Source organism: Microbacterium sp. SORGH_AS_0454, assembly GCF_031453395.1.
Lineage (GTDB): Bacteria > Actinomycetota > Actinomycetes > Actinomycetales > Microbacteriaceae > Microbacterium.
Genome location: NZ_JAVIYS010000001.1, coordinates 2,902,865 through 2,917,049 on the forward strand (window position 1 = coordinate 2,902,865; position 14,185 = coordinate 2,917,049).

14 protein-coding genes are annotated in these 14,185 nt (G+C 69.0%); 10 read left to right on the top strand and 4 right to left on the bottom strand.

The window, feature by feature from the left end:
* Positions 1 to 243 precede the first annotated feature (243 nt).
* The 3 genes from QE454_RS14040 (at position 244) to QE454_RS14050 (ending at position 3,031) form a co-directional block, all read left to right on the top strand.
* Positions 244 to 2,043, top strand: a complete 1,800-nt coding sequence (locus QE454_RS14040; protein ID WP_307460446.1) for a PPOX class F420-dependent oxidoreductase — start codon at positions 244 to 246, stop codon at positions 2,041 to 2,043.
* A gap of 171 nt (positions 2,044 to 2,214) precedes the next feature.
* Positions 2,215 to 2,598 carry an ATP-dependent DNA ligase gene (locus QE454_RS14045; protein ID WP_210075087.1) on the top strand — a complete coding sequence of 128 codons (384 nt, stop codon included), beginning with the start codon at positions 2,215 to 2,217 and terminating at the stop codon, positions 2,596 to 2,598.
* A 7-nt stretch (positions 2,599 to 2,605) separates the two neighbouring features.
* Complete coding sequence (locus tag QE454_RS14050; protein WP_267787323.1) at positions 2,606 to 3,031, top strand: TIGR03618 family F420-dependent PPOX class oxidoreductase; 426 nt, start codon at positions 2,606 to 2,608, stop codon at positions 3,029 to 3,031.
* A 4-nt stretch (positions 3,032 to 3,035) separates the two neighbouring features.
* Here QE454_RS14050 and QE454_RS14055 read toward each other — a convergent pair whose 3' ends face one another.
* Positions 3,036 to 4,187: an SLC13 family permease gene (locus QE454_RS14055; protein WP_307460440.1), complete on the bottom strand. Its 1,152-nt coding sequence runs from the start codon at positions 4,185 to 4,187 to the stop codon at positions 3,036 to 3,038.
* Positions 4,188 to 4,269: 82 nt separating this feature from the next.
* On the opposite strand from QE454_RS14055, the gene thrS reads away from it, so the two are divergent.
* Together thrS and QE454_RS14065 are read left to right on the top strand one after the other, a co-directional pair.
* On the top strand, positions 4,270 to 6,255 hold the full coding sequence (gene thrS / locus QE454_RS14060; protein ID WP_210075091.1) for a threonine--tRNA ligase: 1,986 nt from the start codon (positions 4,270 to 4,272) through the stop codon (positions 6,253 to 6,255).
* Between the two features lie 107 nt (positions 6,256 to 6,362).
* Positions 6,363 to 6,875, top strand: coding sequence for an HIT domain-containing protein (locus tag QE454_RS14065; RefSeq protein WP_210075387.1), 513 nt, complete (start codon positions 6,363 to 6,365; stop codon positions 6,873 to 6,875).
* A 57-nt stretch (positions 6,876 to 6,932) separates the two neighbouring features.
* Here the strand turns inward: QE454_RS14065 and QE454_RS14070 are convergent, their stop codons facing one another.
* Positions 6,933 to 7,973: an RICIN domain-containing protein gene (locus QE454_RS14070; protein ID WP_307460437.1), complete on the bottom strand. Its 1,041-nt coding sequence runs from the start codon at positions 7,971 to 7,973 to the stop codon at positions 6,933 to 6,935.
* 382 nt (positions 7,974 to 8,355) lie between these two features.
* Here QE454_RS14070 and QE454_RS14075 point away from each other — a divergent pair, with 382 nt between their 5' ends.
* The gene (locus QE454_RS14075) at positions 8,356 to 8,961 is read left to right on the top strand and encodes a hypothetical protein (protein ID WP_307460434.1); all 606 of its coding nucleotides are present in this window, start codon (positions 8,356 to 8,358) and stop codon (positions 8,959 to 8,961) included.
* 6 nt (positions 8,962 to 8,967) lie between these two features.
* On the opposite strand, the gene pdxY is transcribed toward QE454_RS14075, so the two are convergent.
* A complete protein-coding gene (pdxY, locus tag QE454_RS14080) occupies positions 8,968 to 9,819 on the bottom strand; it encodes a pyridoxal kinase PdxY (protein ID WP_210075097.1) in 852 nt (283 codons plus the stop codon).
* Positions 9,816 to 11,156, bottom strand: coding sequence for an aminotransferase class I/II-fold pyridoxal phosphate-dependent enzyme (locus tag QE454_RS14085; protein ID WP_307460431.1), 1,341 nt, complete (start codon positions 11,154 to 11,156; stop codon positions 9,816 to 9,818). The genes pdxY and QE454_RS14085 overlap by 4 nt, the downstream gene beginning before the upstream one ends.
* A gap of 116 nt (positions 11,157 to 11,272) precedes the next feature.
* Here QE454_RS14085 and pdxS point away from each other — a divergent pair, with 116 nt between their 5' ends.
* From pdxS to ruvC, 4 genes are read left to right on the top strand one after another with little or no spacing between them, the layout of a single operon-like run.
* Complete coding sequence (gene pdxS, locus QE454_RS14090) at positions 11,273 to 12,157, top strand: pyridoxal 5'-phosphate synthase lyase subunit PdxS (RefSeq protein ID WP_210075101.1); 885 nt, start codon at positions 11,273 to 11,275, stop codon at positions 12,155 to 12,157.
* Positions 12,147 to 12,764: a pyridoxal 5'-phosphate synthase glutaminase subunit PdxT gene (gene pdxT, locus QE454_RS14095; protein ID WP_307460425.1), complete on the top strand. Its 618-nt coding sequence runs from the start codon at positions 12,147 to 12,149 to the stop codon at positions 12,762 to 12,764. Before pdxS ends, pdxT begins: the two co-directional genes overlap by 11 nt.
* Before the next feature lie 10 nt (positions 12,765 to 12,774).
* Positions 12,775 to 13,533: a YebC/PmpR family DNA-binding transcriptional regulator gene (locus QE454_RS14100; RefSeq protein WP_210075105.1), complete on the top strand. Its 759-nt coding sequence runs from the start codon at positions 12,775 to 12,777 to the stop codon at positions 13,531 to 13,533.
* 48 nt (positions 13,534 to 13,581) lie between these two features.
* Positions 13,582 to 14,184, top strand: coding sequence for a crossover junction endodeoxyribonuclease RuvC (gene ruvC, locus QE454_RS14105; protein WP_210075107.1), 603 nt, complete (start codon positions 13,582 to 13,584; stop codon positions 14,182 to 14,184).
* Position 14,185: the final 1 nt, after the last annotated feature.

The window sequence follows — 14,185 nt, forward strand, 5'->3', positions numbered from 1 at the left end:
CCAGTAAGGGGGGCTGCGGAGTGCCTGGCGGCGGGAACAACACGAGACTACGTCTTGTCCACCATTTGGGGGACACATTGGGTCGAGTCTTGTGGTGTCCTTGCGCTGATCTTGCGCTCGCTTTGCGCGGAGAACCTCGCGCGCACAGCGGGCGCATCGTCGAAGCTCAGTATCGTGACCTGGCACCCTGCGTGACCGCCGCCGACGCCCGAACCGCCTCGCGGAACAGGAAGCGAGACCCCCGTGAACAATGAAGCCCCCCTCTTCTCGACCCCGTCGGGTCCGATCCGCGGACGCCGTGAGGGCGCGGTTCTGCGCGCAAGCGGCATCCCCTATGCGCGCGCGAACCGCTTCGATCCCCCGGAACCGCTCGAGGACCGACCCGCACATGACGTGTTCGACGCGATCGCCCCGTCTCCCGCCTCCCCCCAGGCGCCCACCCCGCTGATCGATGCTCTCGGTGACCAGACAGGGGGGCTGCCGATCCGTGAGGACTGCCAGCACCTCTCCATCACCGTGCCCGCCGATCCGGGCACCGACGACGCACCTCTTCCGGTGATGGTGTGGATCCACGGTGGCGGGTACACGAGTGGCGCGGGTGACCTTCCGGTGTACGACCCCTCCGTGCTCGCGCACGAACAGCGGGTCGTCGTCGTGACGGTCACCTACCGCCTCGGCGTTCTGGGTTATCTCGGCGACGGTGCGGGACGGCCGGCGAACCTCGGTCTGCTCGACCAGCTGGCGGCCCTCGAATGGGTGCAGCGCAACATCGCGGGCTTCGGGGGAGACCCCGCGCGTGTGACCGCCTTCGGGCAGTCCGCCGGCGGCGACGCGGTCCTGCACCTCATGGCGACCGATCGGGCCCGCGGGCTGTTCGCTCGAGCGATCGTTCAGAGCGCCCCGATGGGAACCATGGGCGCACGCGTCAAGCTCGCGGCGGCGATGAGTGCCGCATCCGCCGAACTCACACCCATCACGCCGGTGGGGGAGCTGGCACGCATTCAGGCGGCCGCCCTGCGGGTCTCGCGCGGCTTCGGGCGTTTCTCTCTCATGCCGTTCGCGCCTCAGCCGGGATTCTCTCCGCTCCCTCCCGAGAAACAGATCCGCGAGAGGTGGCTCGAGCGCGCCGCCGGCATCCCTCTGCTCATCGGCGTGACGGCCGAGGAGACGCGGCTCTTCCTGCCGGGGATCTCGGTTCTCGACGGCCTTCGATCCCTCCCGCCGCTCTACGCGCTCGCCTCGATCGCGCTCGACAGGGCCATGAACGCCATCGTCTACGGCCTCCCCGCTCGTCGGCTCGCCCGTGACTATCGCCGTGCGGGCGGGACGGCGCTGCGTTACGTCTTCCAATGGCGGGCGAATGACGTCTACCGCGCTTCCCACGCGATCGAGGTGCCCTTCGTCTTCGGCACGGAGTCGACCGGGGCGCATTTTCCCCCGTACGCGGGAGCGCGGCCCGACGAACTCGCCGCCGTCGGGAAGAGCGTTCGTGCGCTGTGGGGCAGCTTCGCACACGGACGGACGGGAGAGATGGCATCCGTCCCCGAGGTTCTCGACCTGTACGGGGATCGAGGCGGGCCGTCGGCGCAACCCACCCCGGCGGAGAGCGCGGCGCACTACGGTGACACCATGACCGTCCCCGATGCCCAGTGGCGCGAGCTCGCCGCCACGCCGTTCGTCTCTCTCGGTACCTACCGCCGCAACGGCGCCCTGGTGGCCGTTCCCGTGTGGATCGCGCGCGACGGGGACGAGCTGGTCGTCACGAGCGAGCGTTCGACGGGCAAGGTCAAGCGTCTGCGCAACGACTCCCGCGTCACGCTGCAGCCCTGCAGCCGCATGGGGAAGGTCGAACCGGACGCCATCCGCGTCGAGGCCGAGGGACGCATCGCCGGACCCGCCACCGACGACGCCCGCGCGAATGCCGCGCTCAAAGGCAAATACGGGTTGCAGTACCGCGCCATCCTCGGCTTCGAGGCCTTCGCCAGGCGGATCCAGCGGAAGCCCGGTGACCGCGTCATCATCCGCATCTCGCGCGACGCCTGATCGGCGGCATCCGCTGCGCTATCCCGAACGCGCAGTCCACCGCAAGGGGATTGCGCGCGAGAGGGTTTCGAGAGACCGTTCACACAGAGAGCGGTTGCCGGCCCCCGGATCCCGCGTTCCCCTTCTCGCCGAGAGGCGCAGGGCCGTGGGCGGCGGCGACGGGAGTGGAAAATGGGCAAGTTCATCTACGACAGCAACGTCAAGGTCGATTTCGAAGACCGGCTGCTGGCCCACCTGCAGGCGGTCATCATGGCCAAGGTCCGGCGAGGCGAGAGCTTCCCCTTCACGTGGAAGGACGACATCAGCACCGGCGGGGGACGCACGACGGTCTACATCCACCCGCACGTGTCGCTGGTGTTCAAGTTCCACGGCAGCCGCACGCCGCAGCTCAGCACGGCCTGGCTGCACGCGCTGACCTACAACGCCAACTCGGGTCGAGGGCTCTATGTCGTGACCGAGCCCGACGAGTTCGTTCCCCGCGAGAGCGTGCGGCGCGAAGAGATGGTGTTCAGCGAGGTTCCGAACGACCAGGCCCCCCACTCCATCCGCGGCTGAGCAGGGAATGGATGCCGAGCCCTCGGCGGTTACCTCCGGTATGAGCAATTGGGCCACCACCAAGCCGTACTTCGAGACCGATGCCGTAGCACACCTGGCGACACTCATGCGTGACGGATCGCCCCACTCGATCCCGCTCTGGGTCGGGGTGGATGGCGAACGGCTCATGCTGTTCACCGAGGTCGACACCCTCAAGGACCGCAACCTGCAGCGCGACCCTCGCGTGGCCATCTCGGTCACGGCATCCGACAACAGCTACTCGATGGCGTTCGTGCGTGGCGTGGCCGTGGAACGGATCGACGGCGACGCCGCCCTGCCGTACGTCGATCGCATCGCACGGCTCTACACGGGCGAGGACTACGGTCTGCGCGAGGGACTGGCGGTCTGGTTCATCGAGCCCGGCAAGGCGTGGTCGCGTACCTACGAGGATTGACCGCTCACCACACGAGCGGCAGGACGCCCAGCAACAGGATCAGCGGCGCGATCACCGCGCCGAGCAGGACGAATCGGCTCCACCGCACCTCGACGCCCGCCGCGACGAGACGGTCGTGCCACAGCAGGGTCGCCAACGACGCCCAAGGCGTGACGATCGGACCGGCGTTCACACCGATCAGCAGCGCAGCCAGTCGCGCGGGAGAGCCCGCCACCGACTCGAGGGCGAGGTAGGCGGGCAGGTTGTTGATGCCGTTCGCCGCGAGGGCGCCGACACCCGCCACCTGCCAGAGCGACACGAGGTCGTCGCCCGAGCCGGCCAGCACCGCGGTGACCCGCCCGATCCCGAGGGCCTCGAGGGCCCCTACGGCCAGGAACAGTCCGCCGGCGAACACCAGCAGAGACCAGGGCACCAGACGGATGCCGAGGGCTCGCGGCGCGCGCCAGGCGAACGCGGCGATCAGGACGAGGGCCGCTCCCGTGGCCGGCATCCAGGGTTCGAGTCCGATGACCAGCAGGGGAAGCAGAGCGACGGTCACCACCGCCGAGACGCGTAGCAGAAGGCGATCCGAGACCTCGGGGGAGGCGGCATCCGGGTATGTCTTCGGCAGTCGGCGCAGGAACACGAGCGTCAGCACGATGACCGACACGGCAATGGCGATGAGCGCCGAGGGACCCAGCAGCGCGAGGAACGCGACGGGGTCGTGACCGCCGCCGAGCGCCTCGGATGCCAGCAGGTTGGTGAGGTTCGACACCGGGAGCACCAGCGAGGCGGTGTTGGCGAGCACGACCGTGACGAAGGCGAAGGGAAGCGGATCCAGCCGCCGCGCCACGGCCATGGCGACGACCACGGGAGTGAGCAGCACCGCGGTCGTGTCCAGCGACAGGAACGCCGTCGCCATCGTGGCCAGGGCCACGACGAGCACCCACAGCAAGGCGGTGCGCCCGCGAGCGATCCTCGCCAGGCGCGCGGCCACGACGTCGAACAGCCCCGCCTTCGAGGCCAGTTCGGCGACGATCGTCACGGCGACGACGAAAAGCAGGATGGGCCAGACGCGGTCGGCGACGGCGAGGGCGGCGTCGGCGGGGAAGACGCCGGTGAGCAGCGCGATGAGCCCGAGCACCCAGAGCACGCCGCCGATGATGGCCAAAGTCACCGCTCCACTATGAGGCACGTCGCGTGCGGTCGAGACCACGCCCGCCCGGTAGCCTGGAAACGACCCCTTCAGGAGATGTTCTGTGACTGATTTCCCCGCCGATGGCTTCGCCCTCTTCCCCGACCGTTCAGTCGTCGCTCTGCGCGTCAACGGGGAGTTGAAAGACCTGGCCACGACCGTGACGGCCGATGACCGGGTGGAGCCGGTCACGGTCGACAGCGCCGACGGTCTGTCGATCCTGCGCCACTCCACCGCGCACGTGCTCGCCCAGGCCGTGCAGCGTGTCAAGCCCCAGGCCAACCTCGGCATCGGTCCGCCCGTCACCGACGGTTTCTACTACGACTTCCAGGTCGACGAGCCCTTCACCCCCGACGACCTCAAGGTCATCAAGAAAGAGATGGAGCGCATCGTCCGCGAGAACCAGCGGTTCGTGCGCCGTGTCGTCAGCGACGACGAGGCCCGGGCGGAGTTGTCCGACGAACCGTTCAAGCTCGAGCTGATCGGGCTCAAGGGCGGCTCGGCCGAGGCGGCCGAGGGCGCGTCCGTCGAGGTCGGCGCCGGCGAGCTGACGATCTACGACAACGTCACCCGAGACGGCGAGACCGCCTGGAAAGACCTCTGCCGCGGCCCCCACGTTCCGGGCACCCGCCTCATCGGAAACGGTTGGGACCTCACGCGCATCGCCGGTGCCTACTGGCGCGGCAGCGAGAAGAACCCGCAACTGCAGCGCATCTACGGCACCGCGTGGCCCACCAAGGACGAACTGCGCGCCTACCAGCACCGTCTCGAAGAGGCCGCGAAGCGCGACCACCGCAAGCTCGGCAAAGAGCTCGACCTCTTCTCGTTCCCCGACGAGATCGGTCCGGGTTTGGCGGTGTTCCACCCCAAGGGCGGCATCATCCGCTACGAGATCGAGCGCTACATGCGCGAGCGCCTGCTCGCCAGCGGCTACGAGGTCGTCAATACCCCGCACATCACCAAGGGCGACCTGTTCATGACGAGCGGTCACCTGCAGTGGTACGCCGACGGCATGTACCCCCCGATGGTCCTCGACGAGGTCGTGGATGCCGACGGGCACGTGTCGCGCGAGGGCCAGGAGTACTACCTGAAGCCCATGAACTGCCCGTTCCACAACCTGATCTTCCGTTCGCGCGGACGCAGCTACCGCGAGCTGCCTCTGCGCCTGAGCGAATTCGGGTCCGTCTACCGCTACGAGAAGAGCGGAACCCTCTCGGGCCTCACGCGCGTGCGCGGCATGACTCAGGACGACACGCACATCTACGTCACCGCCGAACAGGTCAAGGGCGAGCTGACCCACAGCCTCGACTTCGTGCTGCAGACCCTGCGCGACTACGGTCTCAACGACTTCTATCTCGAGCTGTCGACCAAAGAAGACGGCAACCCCAAGTTCATCGGCGACGACGCGCTGTGGACCGAAGCGACCGAGACCCTTCGCGAGGTCGCCGAGGCCTCCGGCCTCGAGCTCGTGCCCGACCCGGGCGGGGCGGCCTTCTACGGTCCCAAGATCTCGGTGCAGGCGCGCGACGCGATCGGACGCACCTGGCAGATGTCGACCATCCAGCTCGACTTCAACCAGCCCGAGCGCTTCGAGCTCGAGTACACCGGCCCCGACGGCGAGAAGCACCGCCCCGTCATGATCCACCGTGCCCTGTTCGGCTCAGTGGAGCGCTTCTTCGCCATCCTGCTCGAGCACTATGCCGGAGCCTTCCCGGTGTGGCTCGCGCCCGTGCAGGTCGTGGCCGTTCCCGTGGCCGCCGAGTACGGCGACTACCTCCAGGGCATCGTGGCCGACCTCAAGGCCCGAGGCGTACGCGCCGAGGCCGATCACAGCGACGACCGCATGCAGAAGAAGATCCGCACGCACACCACGCAGAAGGTGCCGCTCATGCTGATCGCGGGGGAGCAGGACCGCGCGGGCGGCACGGTCTCGTTCCGCTTCCGCGACGGCACCCAGCTCAACGGCATCCCCGTCGACGAGGCTGTCGCGCGCATCACCGGGGCGATCTCGGCCCGGACGCTCGTCAACACCGCCGAGGATCTCGCGTGACCACCGATCCGGATGCCGTCGCGGCGGACTCGTCGCCGGTGGCCGGCCCGACACCCGCCAGCGACGGGTCCGGATCGGTTACGACCGACGCCGAACTCGTCGACGCCATGACGCTCCCGGGCGTGCCCGACGAGTTCCAGCGCCTGTGGACACCGCACCGCATGGCGTACATCTCGGCGGGCCGGGGGCCTATGGAGCAGAACTGCCCGTTCTGCGCCGCCCCCGACAAGTCCGACGAGGACGGTCTGATCGTCGCGCGCGGGAAGACCGCTTACGTGCTGCTGAACCTGTTCCCGTACAACTCGGGCCACCTGCTGGTGTGCCCGTACCGCCACATCGCGACGTACGACCAGGCCACCGACGAAGAGGTCGCCGAGATCGGCGCGCTCACGCAGCGCGGCATGCGGGTGCTGCGGGCGGTGTCTAAGTGCGACGGCTTCAACCTGGGCATGAACCAGGGCGCGATCGCGGGAGCCGGCGTCGACGGGCACCTGCACCAGCACATCGTGCCCCGCTGGGCGTCGGACGCGAACTTCTTCCCGATCATCGCGAAGACGAAGGCGCTGCCCCAGCTGCTCGGCGACGTGCGCCGCACGGTCTCCGACGCCTGGGGAGAGTGAACACGGCGGTGCCGGTCCGCGGATCGTCTTCGCGAACCGGCACCGTCGTTTCAGGCGTTACAGACCGTCATGGTGCATCGCCTGGATGAGCCGCACGTTGCGGTCGAACGCGGTCTCACTGAACTCGTCCGAGTAGTTCAGCCCGTACGGCCACATGTGGCTGCCGCCGCAGTTGATCCGCGCGTCCGGACCATCCCACGACTTCAGCAGGGGTAGGGCGGAGGGCCAATCCTGCGCGTCGCATTTGGCCTGAAAGTGGCCGGCTGTGCCTACCCCGACGGTGTGCGAGATCTCGTGTAGCGCCGTCCCCTCGACCATGTAGGAACGATTGCTTCCGAAGCGGATGTCACCGTTGATGCTGGCCTCGGCCGTGGGGACGCCGGGTGCGTAGGAGACATTCAGGTGCCGCCAGGTGTTGTTGAACTTGTTGTACCGGGCGAGCGCACGGTCCATCGCGTCCCTGATGCGGGCGTAGGCATCGAGCTCATCGGCCGACGGGTTCGACGACTCGTGGAGGGTGTATGTCATCTTCGACACGTTCGGGTCCGTAAGGCGCCAGCGCTGGACGCCGGAGCCGTCGCAGGTGACCTGCGACAGCAGCCCCCCGTCGGCAGGGGACGCGACACTCTGCAGGCAGAGGTTGTTGTACTTGTTGCGGATCTCGGTCCAGCCGCCTCCGACGTCGGTCAGCTGCCACTGCTGCACGTCGCCGCCCCAGCACGACCACTGACGCACCTCCGATCCGCTCGTGGTGGCGAAGTTGTAGTTGTCGAGGCAGAGGTTGCTGAACCTGTTCTTGATCTCGGCGTAGCCGTTTCCGAGATCGGTGATCGCCCAGAGCTGATTCTGGCCCTCGAGGCAGGTCCACTGGCGCACCTCGGCACCCGGCTGAGTATCGAAGGCGTAGTCGTCCATGCACAGGGTGTTCTGCTGATTGCGAATCTCTTGGTTCGTGCCCGTGCCGACCGGCGCGGTCGGTGCGGCCGAGGCGGGGGAGGCTGAGCCGAACACGGCGAGACAGAGGGCAAGGGATGTCAGGAGCGCGCTGCCCAGGCTCCATCCTCGACCTCCTGCTCGGGACGTCGTCGTCCGAGACATGTGAGTACCTTTCGTTGTGCCGGACCGCCACGAGGCGAGCCCGGGTGGGGCAGGGGAACGCCGCGCGCCGCAGGCAGGGAGTGCCGGCCGGAAGCGCACGACAGCGCGTCGTCGGGGAGGGGGTTGCCCGGCAGACCGCGACCCCTGACGGGATCTGCGGAGACGCGTTCTCGCGGGGCGTCGACTCCAGTGTTAACGCTCACATACCCGCTTGGGTGCGATCTTCTCGTCGCGAACCGGCCTCTGTCAAGGCGTCTTTGGACGTCATGCGTAACGCGTCGGACGAGAGCGCTCCCAGAACCTCGAGCGACCACGTATCGAGCAAACCGGGGTTATGCACAACCCCCGTCCGCGACGAGAGCGTTCCCGATAGCGTCACGGCATGAGCTCTCGGACTCGCCCTCTGGTTCTTTCCCTCACGCTCGCCGCCGTCCTCCTCGGGACGACAGCCTGCATCCCGCTGCCGAGCCCGCTCGAGCCCGACGGCGCCGCGGGGCGGCCGACCTCCGCTCCCGACGGCGCGCAGAGTCCTGTGCCCGAGGAGTCGACCACCGCCGATCCCGACGATGTGTCCGACGTCTTCGCGGAGCGGGAGGAGTACTTCCGCGAGCAGCAGCTTCCGATGGACGGTTCACCGCTGGTCGCGGTCACGCCTGCCCAGAAAGAATTCATCGCCGAGCAGCGGGCGTACGTCGAGCAGCAGGGTTCGGCTTGGACGTCGGCCGATGAGAGCCTGGCACTGGCCCTCGCCGGAGACGCGTGCGAGACAGCGATCCTCAACCGCCACCAGGTCGATGCCTCGACCATGAACACCCACGTCGCGACCTCCCCGCTGTTCGCCCAACTCATCCCGAGCGACCTCCAGGGCGCCGCGCGCACACAGGCCGAGAAGCCCATCGCGAGCGTCATGGTCTTCGGCGCGACCTTCATGTGCCCCGCCGACGGCGACGCCTGGGTCGCCGCGTATCGAGAGGTGTACGGCGACTGAGCCGCGTCAGCGCACCTGGCGGACGGCGAACTGCAGACGGGGGTTCGCGTAGGCCTCCTGCGACTCGATGAGTCGCAGTTCGCGCGATCCGGATTCGAAGGTGTTCGAGAGCAGATCGAAGACACTCGACGCCGTGCGCGCCAAGGCGTCGGCCGCGTCGCCGCTGCGGCGGTAGTGGGCGGTGAAGAGCGCCGCCGTCACATCTCCGGAGCCGTTGGCCTTCATGGGGATGAGAGGCGTCTGCACGATCCACGCGCCGGCGTCGTCGACGACCATCATCTCGATGGTGTCGGCCTCTCGGTCGGGGCGTTCCACGCTCGTGACGAGGATCGTGCGCGGACCCCGCTCGCGCACGAGGTCGGCCGAGGCGAGGGTCGAGTCGATGCCGTCGGGCTCGGTGCCGGTGAGGAATCCGAGTTCGAACTGGTTCGGCGTCAGGATGTCGGCCACCGGCACGACTCGCTCGCGCAGGAGTTCGGGAATCGCGGGCGCCACGAAGCAGCCCGACTTGGCGTTGCCCATGACGGGGTCGCAGGCGTAGACGGCATCCGGATTCGCCCTCTTGACCCGCTCGACGACGTCGATGATGACGTCGGCGATGCCCTCGCCGCCCTGGTAACCCGAGAGGACCACGTCGATCTCGGGGAAAACGCCGCGCTCCTCGATACCGGTGAGCACGTCGGCGACGTCGGCGGGAGAGATGAGGGGTCCGCGCCAGGCACCGTAGCCGGTGTGATTGGAGAAGTTGACCGTGTAGACGGGCAGGACCTCGACGCCGATGCGCTGGAGGGGGAAGACGGCGGCGGAGTTGCCGACGTGCCCGAACGCGACGGCCGACTGGATCGAGAGAACCTTCATGCCTCGATCCTCCCACCTCGGACGCCCGGACGGAGTGCGCCCGCGGCGACGGCGAGGTCGTCGGCGAGGGCGGCGGCCGAGGCCTCGTCGAGGTCGTGCACCGTCAGGCGCAGGAAGGCGCCGGCGTGGTCGGGGGAGAGGAAGAACGGATCCCCCTCGCGCACCAGCCAGCCGCGGTGCATGAGCTCCTCGCGGACGGACGCGGCCGGAACCGGCAGCGGTACCCAGAGGTTGAGGCCGTCGCCCGGGGCCACCGGCAGTCCGCGTTCGGTGAGGGCTGCTGCGAACGCCGCGTTGCGCGCGGCGTAGTGCTCGGCGGCCGCCTCGATGTCGGCTCGAACGGAATCGTCGGTGACGAGGGCGAGGGTCATGCGCTGCAGGATGTGGCTCACCCACGTCGTGCCCGGTGTGAGACGGACGGCGAGACCATCGGCCGTGTCGGGATCGGATGCCGTGACCGCGAGGCACGTGTCGGGCCCGAGGAACTTCGACATCGACCGGATGCGCGCCCACCGGCGTTGCGAGGGACCGATGACCGAGTGCAGGGGAGCACGCGACAAGAGCGAGAAGTGGTCGTCCTCGATCACCAGCACGTAGGGGTGCTCCGCGAGCACCTCCCGCAGGGCCGCGGCGCGCTCGGCGCTCAGGCTCGCCCCCGTGGGGTTGTGCGCACGGGGCGTACAGATCACGGCGCGAACGCCGGCCTCCAGGGCCGCGCGCAGTCCCTCGACGGTCATGCCCTCGGCATCCACCGCCACCGGCACCGCGCGATACCCGCCGGTGCGGACCGTGTGCAGCGCCGACAAGAAGCACGGGTCCTCCAGCGCCACGGCGTCGTCACGCTGCAGGGCCTGCGCGAGGAGGCGCTCGATCGCGTCGCTCGCGCCGCTGGTGACGGTGATCAGCAGATCGTCATGGGGCAGCTGGTCGGCCATCCAGCCGCGGGCCCAGGCCTCCAAGCCCGGGTCGATGACCGGCTCCCCGTAGAGCACCGGGCGCGTCGAGCGCGCCAGGGCCGCGGTGGGGTCGGGAATGAGCGCGGGGTCGGGGTTACCGGTACCCACGTCGCGCAGGACGGTATCGGGCGTGTAGCCCTCCTGAGCGACGGCGGTGCGGTCGGCGACACGCGTGCCGCCGCGGCCTCGCGCCTCGACGAGCCCCGCCTGCGCAAGCTGGCGGTAGGCCGCGACGACCGTGTTCCGGTTCACGCCGAGGTCCGCGGCGACGGCCCGCACCGACGGGAGGAGCGTCCCCGGTGGCAGCTCGCCCCGCTCGATCCGCTCGCGCAGGTCGGCGGCGATGCCGGATGCCGATCGGCCGGTCACATCGATGGTCATAGCCCCCCTGAGTCCAGACCAGCCTATGTCCTGCGCCATGCTACGGTTTGGCCTAAGCCAATTAGACGCGCCCCGAAGCGCGCATCTCGCGCCCCCGGGCGCCGAACGGAGTGGACATGACCGACACCGGAACCTCCCGCGTCAAGCGCGGACTCGCCGAGATGCTCAAGGGCGGCGTCATCATGGACGTCGTCACCGCCGACCAGGCGCGCATCGCCGAGGACGCCGGCGCCGTAGCCGTCATGGCACTCGAGCGTGTGCCCGCCGACATCCGCGCCCAGGGCGGCGTGGCGCGCATGAGCGACCCCGACCTGATCGACGACATCATCGCGTCGGTGTCGATCCCGGTCATGGCCAAGGCCCGCATCGGCCACTTCGTCGAGGCGCAGATCCTTCAGGAGCTCGGCGTCGACTACATCGACGAATCCGAGGTGCTCTCGCCCGCCGACTACGTCAACCACATCGACAAGTACGACTTCACCGTGCCGTTCGTGTGCGGGGCGACCAACCTGGGCGAGGCGCTGCGCCGCATCACCGAGGGCGCGGCGATGATCCGCTCGAAGGGCGAGGCCGGCACCGGCGACGTGTCCGAGGCCACCAAGCACATCCGCACCATCCGCGGCGAGATCAACGCCCTGCGCGCCAAGACCAAGGACGAGCTGTACGTCGCCGCCAAGGAGCTGCAGGCACCCTACGACCTGGTTGCCGAGATCGCCGAGACCGGCGAGCTGCCCGTCGTGCTGTTCACGGCCGGGGGCGTGGCCACTCCCGCGGACGCTGCGATGATGATGCAGCTCGGCGCCGACGGCGTCTTCGTGGGCTCGGGCATCTTCAAGTCGGGCAACCCCGCCCAGCGCGCCGCGGCCATCGTGAAGGCCACGACCTTCCACGACGACCCCAAGATCGTGGCCGAGGCCTCGCGCGGACTCGGTGAGGCGATGGTCGGCATCAACGTCGCCGACCTCCCCGCCCCGCACCGCCTCGCCGAGCGTGGCTGGTAAGCCCCGCGTCGGCGTTCTCGCACTCCAGGGAGACGTGCGAGAGCATCTCGCGGTCCTGACGACTCTCGGCGCCGACGCACGACCTGTGCGCCGGCCCGAGGAGCTCGCCGCCGTGGAGGGCCTCGTCCTTCCCGGCGGCGAGTCGAGCGTCATCGACAAGCTCGCGCGCGCCTTCGGCCTTTTCGACCCCATCCGCGAGGCGATCGCGGCCGGGATGCCGATGTACGGCACGTGCGCGGGACTCATCCTGCTCGCCGACCGCATCGACGGCGCCATCACCGGCCAGCGGACCTTCGGGGGCATCGACGCGCGCGTCGCCCGCAACGTCTTCGGCAGCCAGACCGCCTCGTTCGAGACCGACCTCGACGTCCCCGTCCTGGGCGACCCACCGGTGCACGCCGTCTTCATCCGTGCGCCCGCGGTCGTCGAGTGGGGACCGGATGCCGAGCCCCTGGCATCCCTTCCCGATGGACGTGTCGTGGCTATCGAACAAGGCGCACTGCTGGGCACCGCGTTCCACCCCGAATCGACGGGGGAGACGCGCTTCCATCGCCGATTCCTGGACCAGGTGTCCACCCGACACAGCACGCGCGCGCCCGCGCTCTAGACTGGAAGCCATGTCCGGACACTCCAAATGGGCCACGACCAAGCACAAGAAGGCGGTCATCGACTCCCGCCGCGCCAAGTCGTGGGCCAAGCTCATCAAGAACATCGAGGTCGCCGCGAAGCTCGGTGGAGCCGACCTCCAGGGCAACCCCACCCTCTTCGACGCCGTGCTCAAGGCCAAGAAGACCTCGGTCCCCAAAGACAACATCGACCGCGCGATCAAGCGCGGTGCCGGTATCGGCGGCGAAGCCGTCGAGTACACCTCGATCATGTACGAGGGCTACGGACCCAACGGGGTGGCCTTCCTCATCGAGTGTCTGACCGACAACAAGAACCGCGCCGCAGCCGAGGTGCGCACAGCCCTCAGCCGTAACGGCGGCACCCTCGCCGACCCGGGCAGCGTCGCCTACAACTTCAGCCGCAAGGGCGTCATCGTGGTCCCCTCCGAGGGCACCACCGAAGACGACGTCATGCTCGCGGTCCTCGAGGCCGGAGCCGAAGAGGTCGAGCCGCACGGCGAGGGCTTCGGCGTCATCACCGAGGCCTCCGACCTCGTATCGGTGCGCAGCGCTCTGCAGGATGCCGGCATCGAGTACGACTCCGCCGACGTCGAGTTCGTCCCCTCCCTCAAGGTCGAGGTCGACGCCGACACCGCCCGCAAGGTGTTCCGCCTCATCGACGCTCTGGAAGACAGCGACGACGTGCAGAACGTCTACACCAACTTCGACATGACGGCCGAGGTCCAGGCCGAGCTCGAGAACGACGAGTAAGGGCGCGCCCTCTCCTCGGCACGGCCCCCGGCGCTTAGCGTGGGGGCCGTGTCTCGTTCCCTCCGCGTCCTCGGCATCGACCCCGGACTGACCCGCTGCGGCCTCGGCGTCGTCGACGTCTCGCCGAACCGCACGGCCTCCCTCGTGCACGTGGGCGTCGCGCGGTCCGCACCGACGGATCCGATCGAGAAGCGCCTCGCGGCGATCGCCGCCGGCATCCGCGAGGTGCTCGTCCGACACCAGCCGCACGTCGTCGCCGTCGAGCGCGTCTTCGCCCAGAACAACCTGCACTCGGTCATGGGCACCGCCCAAGCCAGCGGCATCGCGTTGCTGCTCGCCGCCGAACACGGGCTCGCCGCCGCGACCCACACGCCCAGCGAGGTCAAGGCCGCGATCACCGGTTACGGCTCCGCCGACAAGCTGCAGGTGCAGACGATGGTCGCGCGGGTGCTGCGTCTCGACTCCCTTCCGCAGCCCGCGGACGCCGCTGACGCCCTGGCCATCGCCCTGTGCCACGCCTGGCGCGGGGGAGCCGCCGCAGCGTCGGGCGACGACACTCTGACACCCGCGCAGAAAGCCTGGCGGGATGCCGAGAAGAAGCGCACCCCGCCGACGCGTGTCGCTCGAACACATGTACGAACGGGCGCGTAAG

Coding starts and splice junctions, on each gene's coding strand:
- QE454_RS14045 (WP_210075087.1), top strand. CDS start 2,215: ATGGGCAAGTTCATCTACGACAGCAACGTCAAGGTCGATTTCGAAGAC.
- QE454_RS14050 (WP_267787323.1), top strand. CDS start 2,606: ATGGATGCCGAGCCCTCGGCGGTTACCTCCGGTATGAGCAATTGGGCC.
- QE454_RS14075 (WP_307460434.1), top strand. CDS start 8,356: ATGAGCTCTCGGACTCGCCCTCTGGTTCTTTCCCTCACGCTCGCCGCC.
- QE454_RS14065 (WP_210075387.1), top strand. CDS start 6,363: ATGACGCTCCCGGGCGTGCCCGACGAGTTCCAGCGCCTGTGGACACCG.
- pdxY (WP_210075097.1), bottom strand. CDS start 9,819: ATGAAGGTTCTCTCGATCCAGTCGGCCGTCGCGTTCGGGCACGTCGGC.
- pdxS (WP_210075101.1), top strand. CDS start 11,273: ATGACCGACACCGGAACCTCCCGCGTCAAGCGCGGACTCGCCGAGATG.
- QE454_RS14085 (WP_307460431.1), bottom strand. CDS start 11,156: ATGACCATCGATGTGACCGGCCGATCGGCATCCGGCATCGCCGCCGAC.
- QE454_RS14100 (WP_210075105.1), top strand. CDS start 12,775: ATGTCCGGACACTCCAAATGGGCCACGACCAAGCACAAGAAGGCGGTC.
- QE454_RS14070 (WP_307460437.1), bottom strand. CDS start 7,973: ATGTCTCGGACGACGACGTCCCGAGCAGGAGGTCGAGGATGGAGCCTG.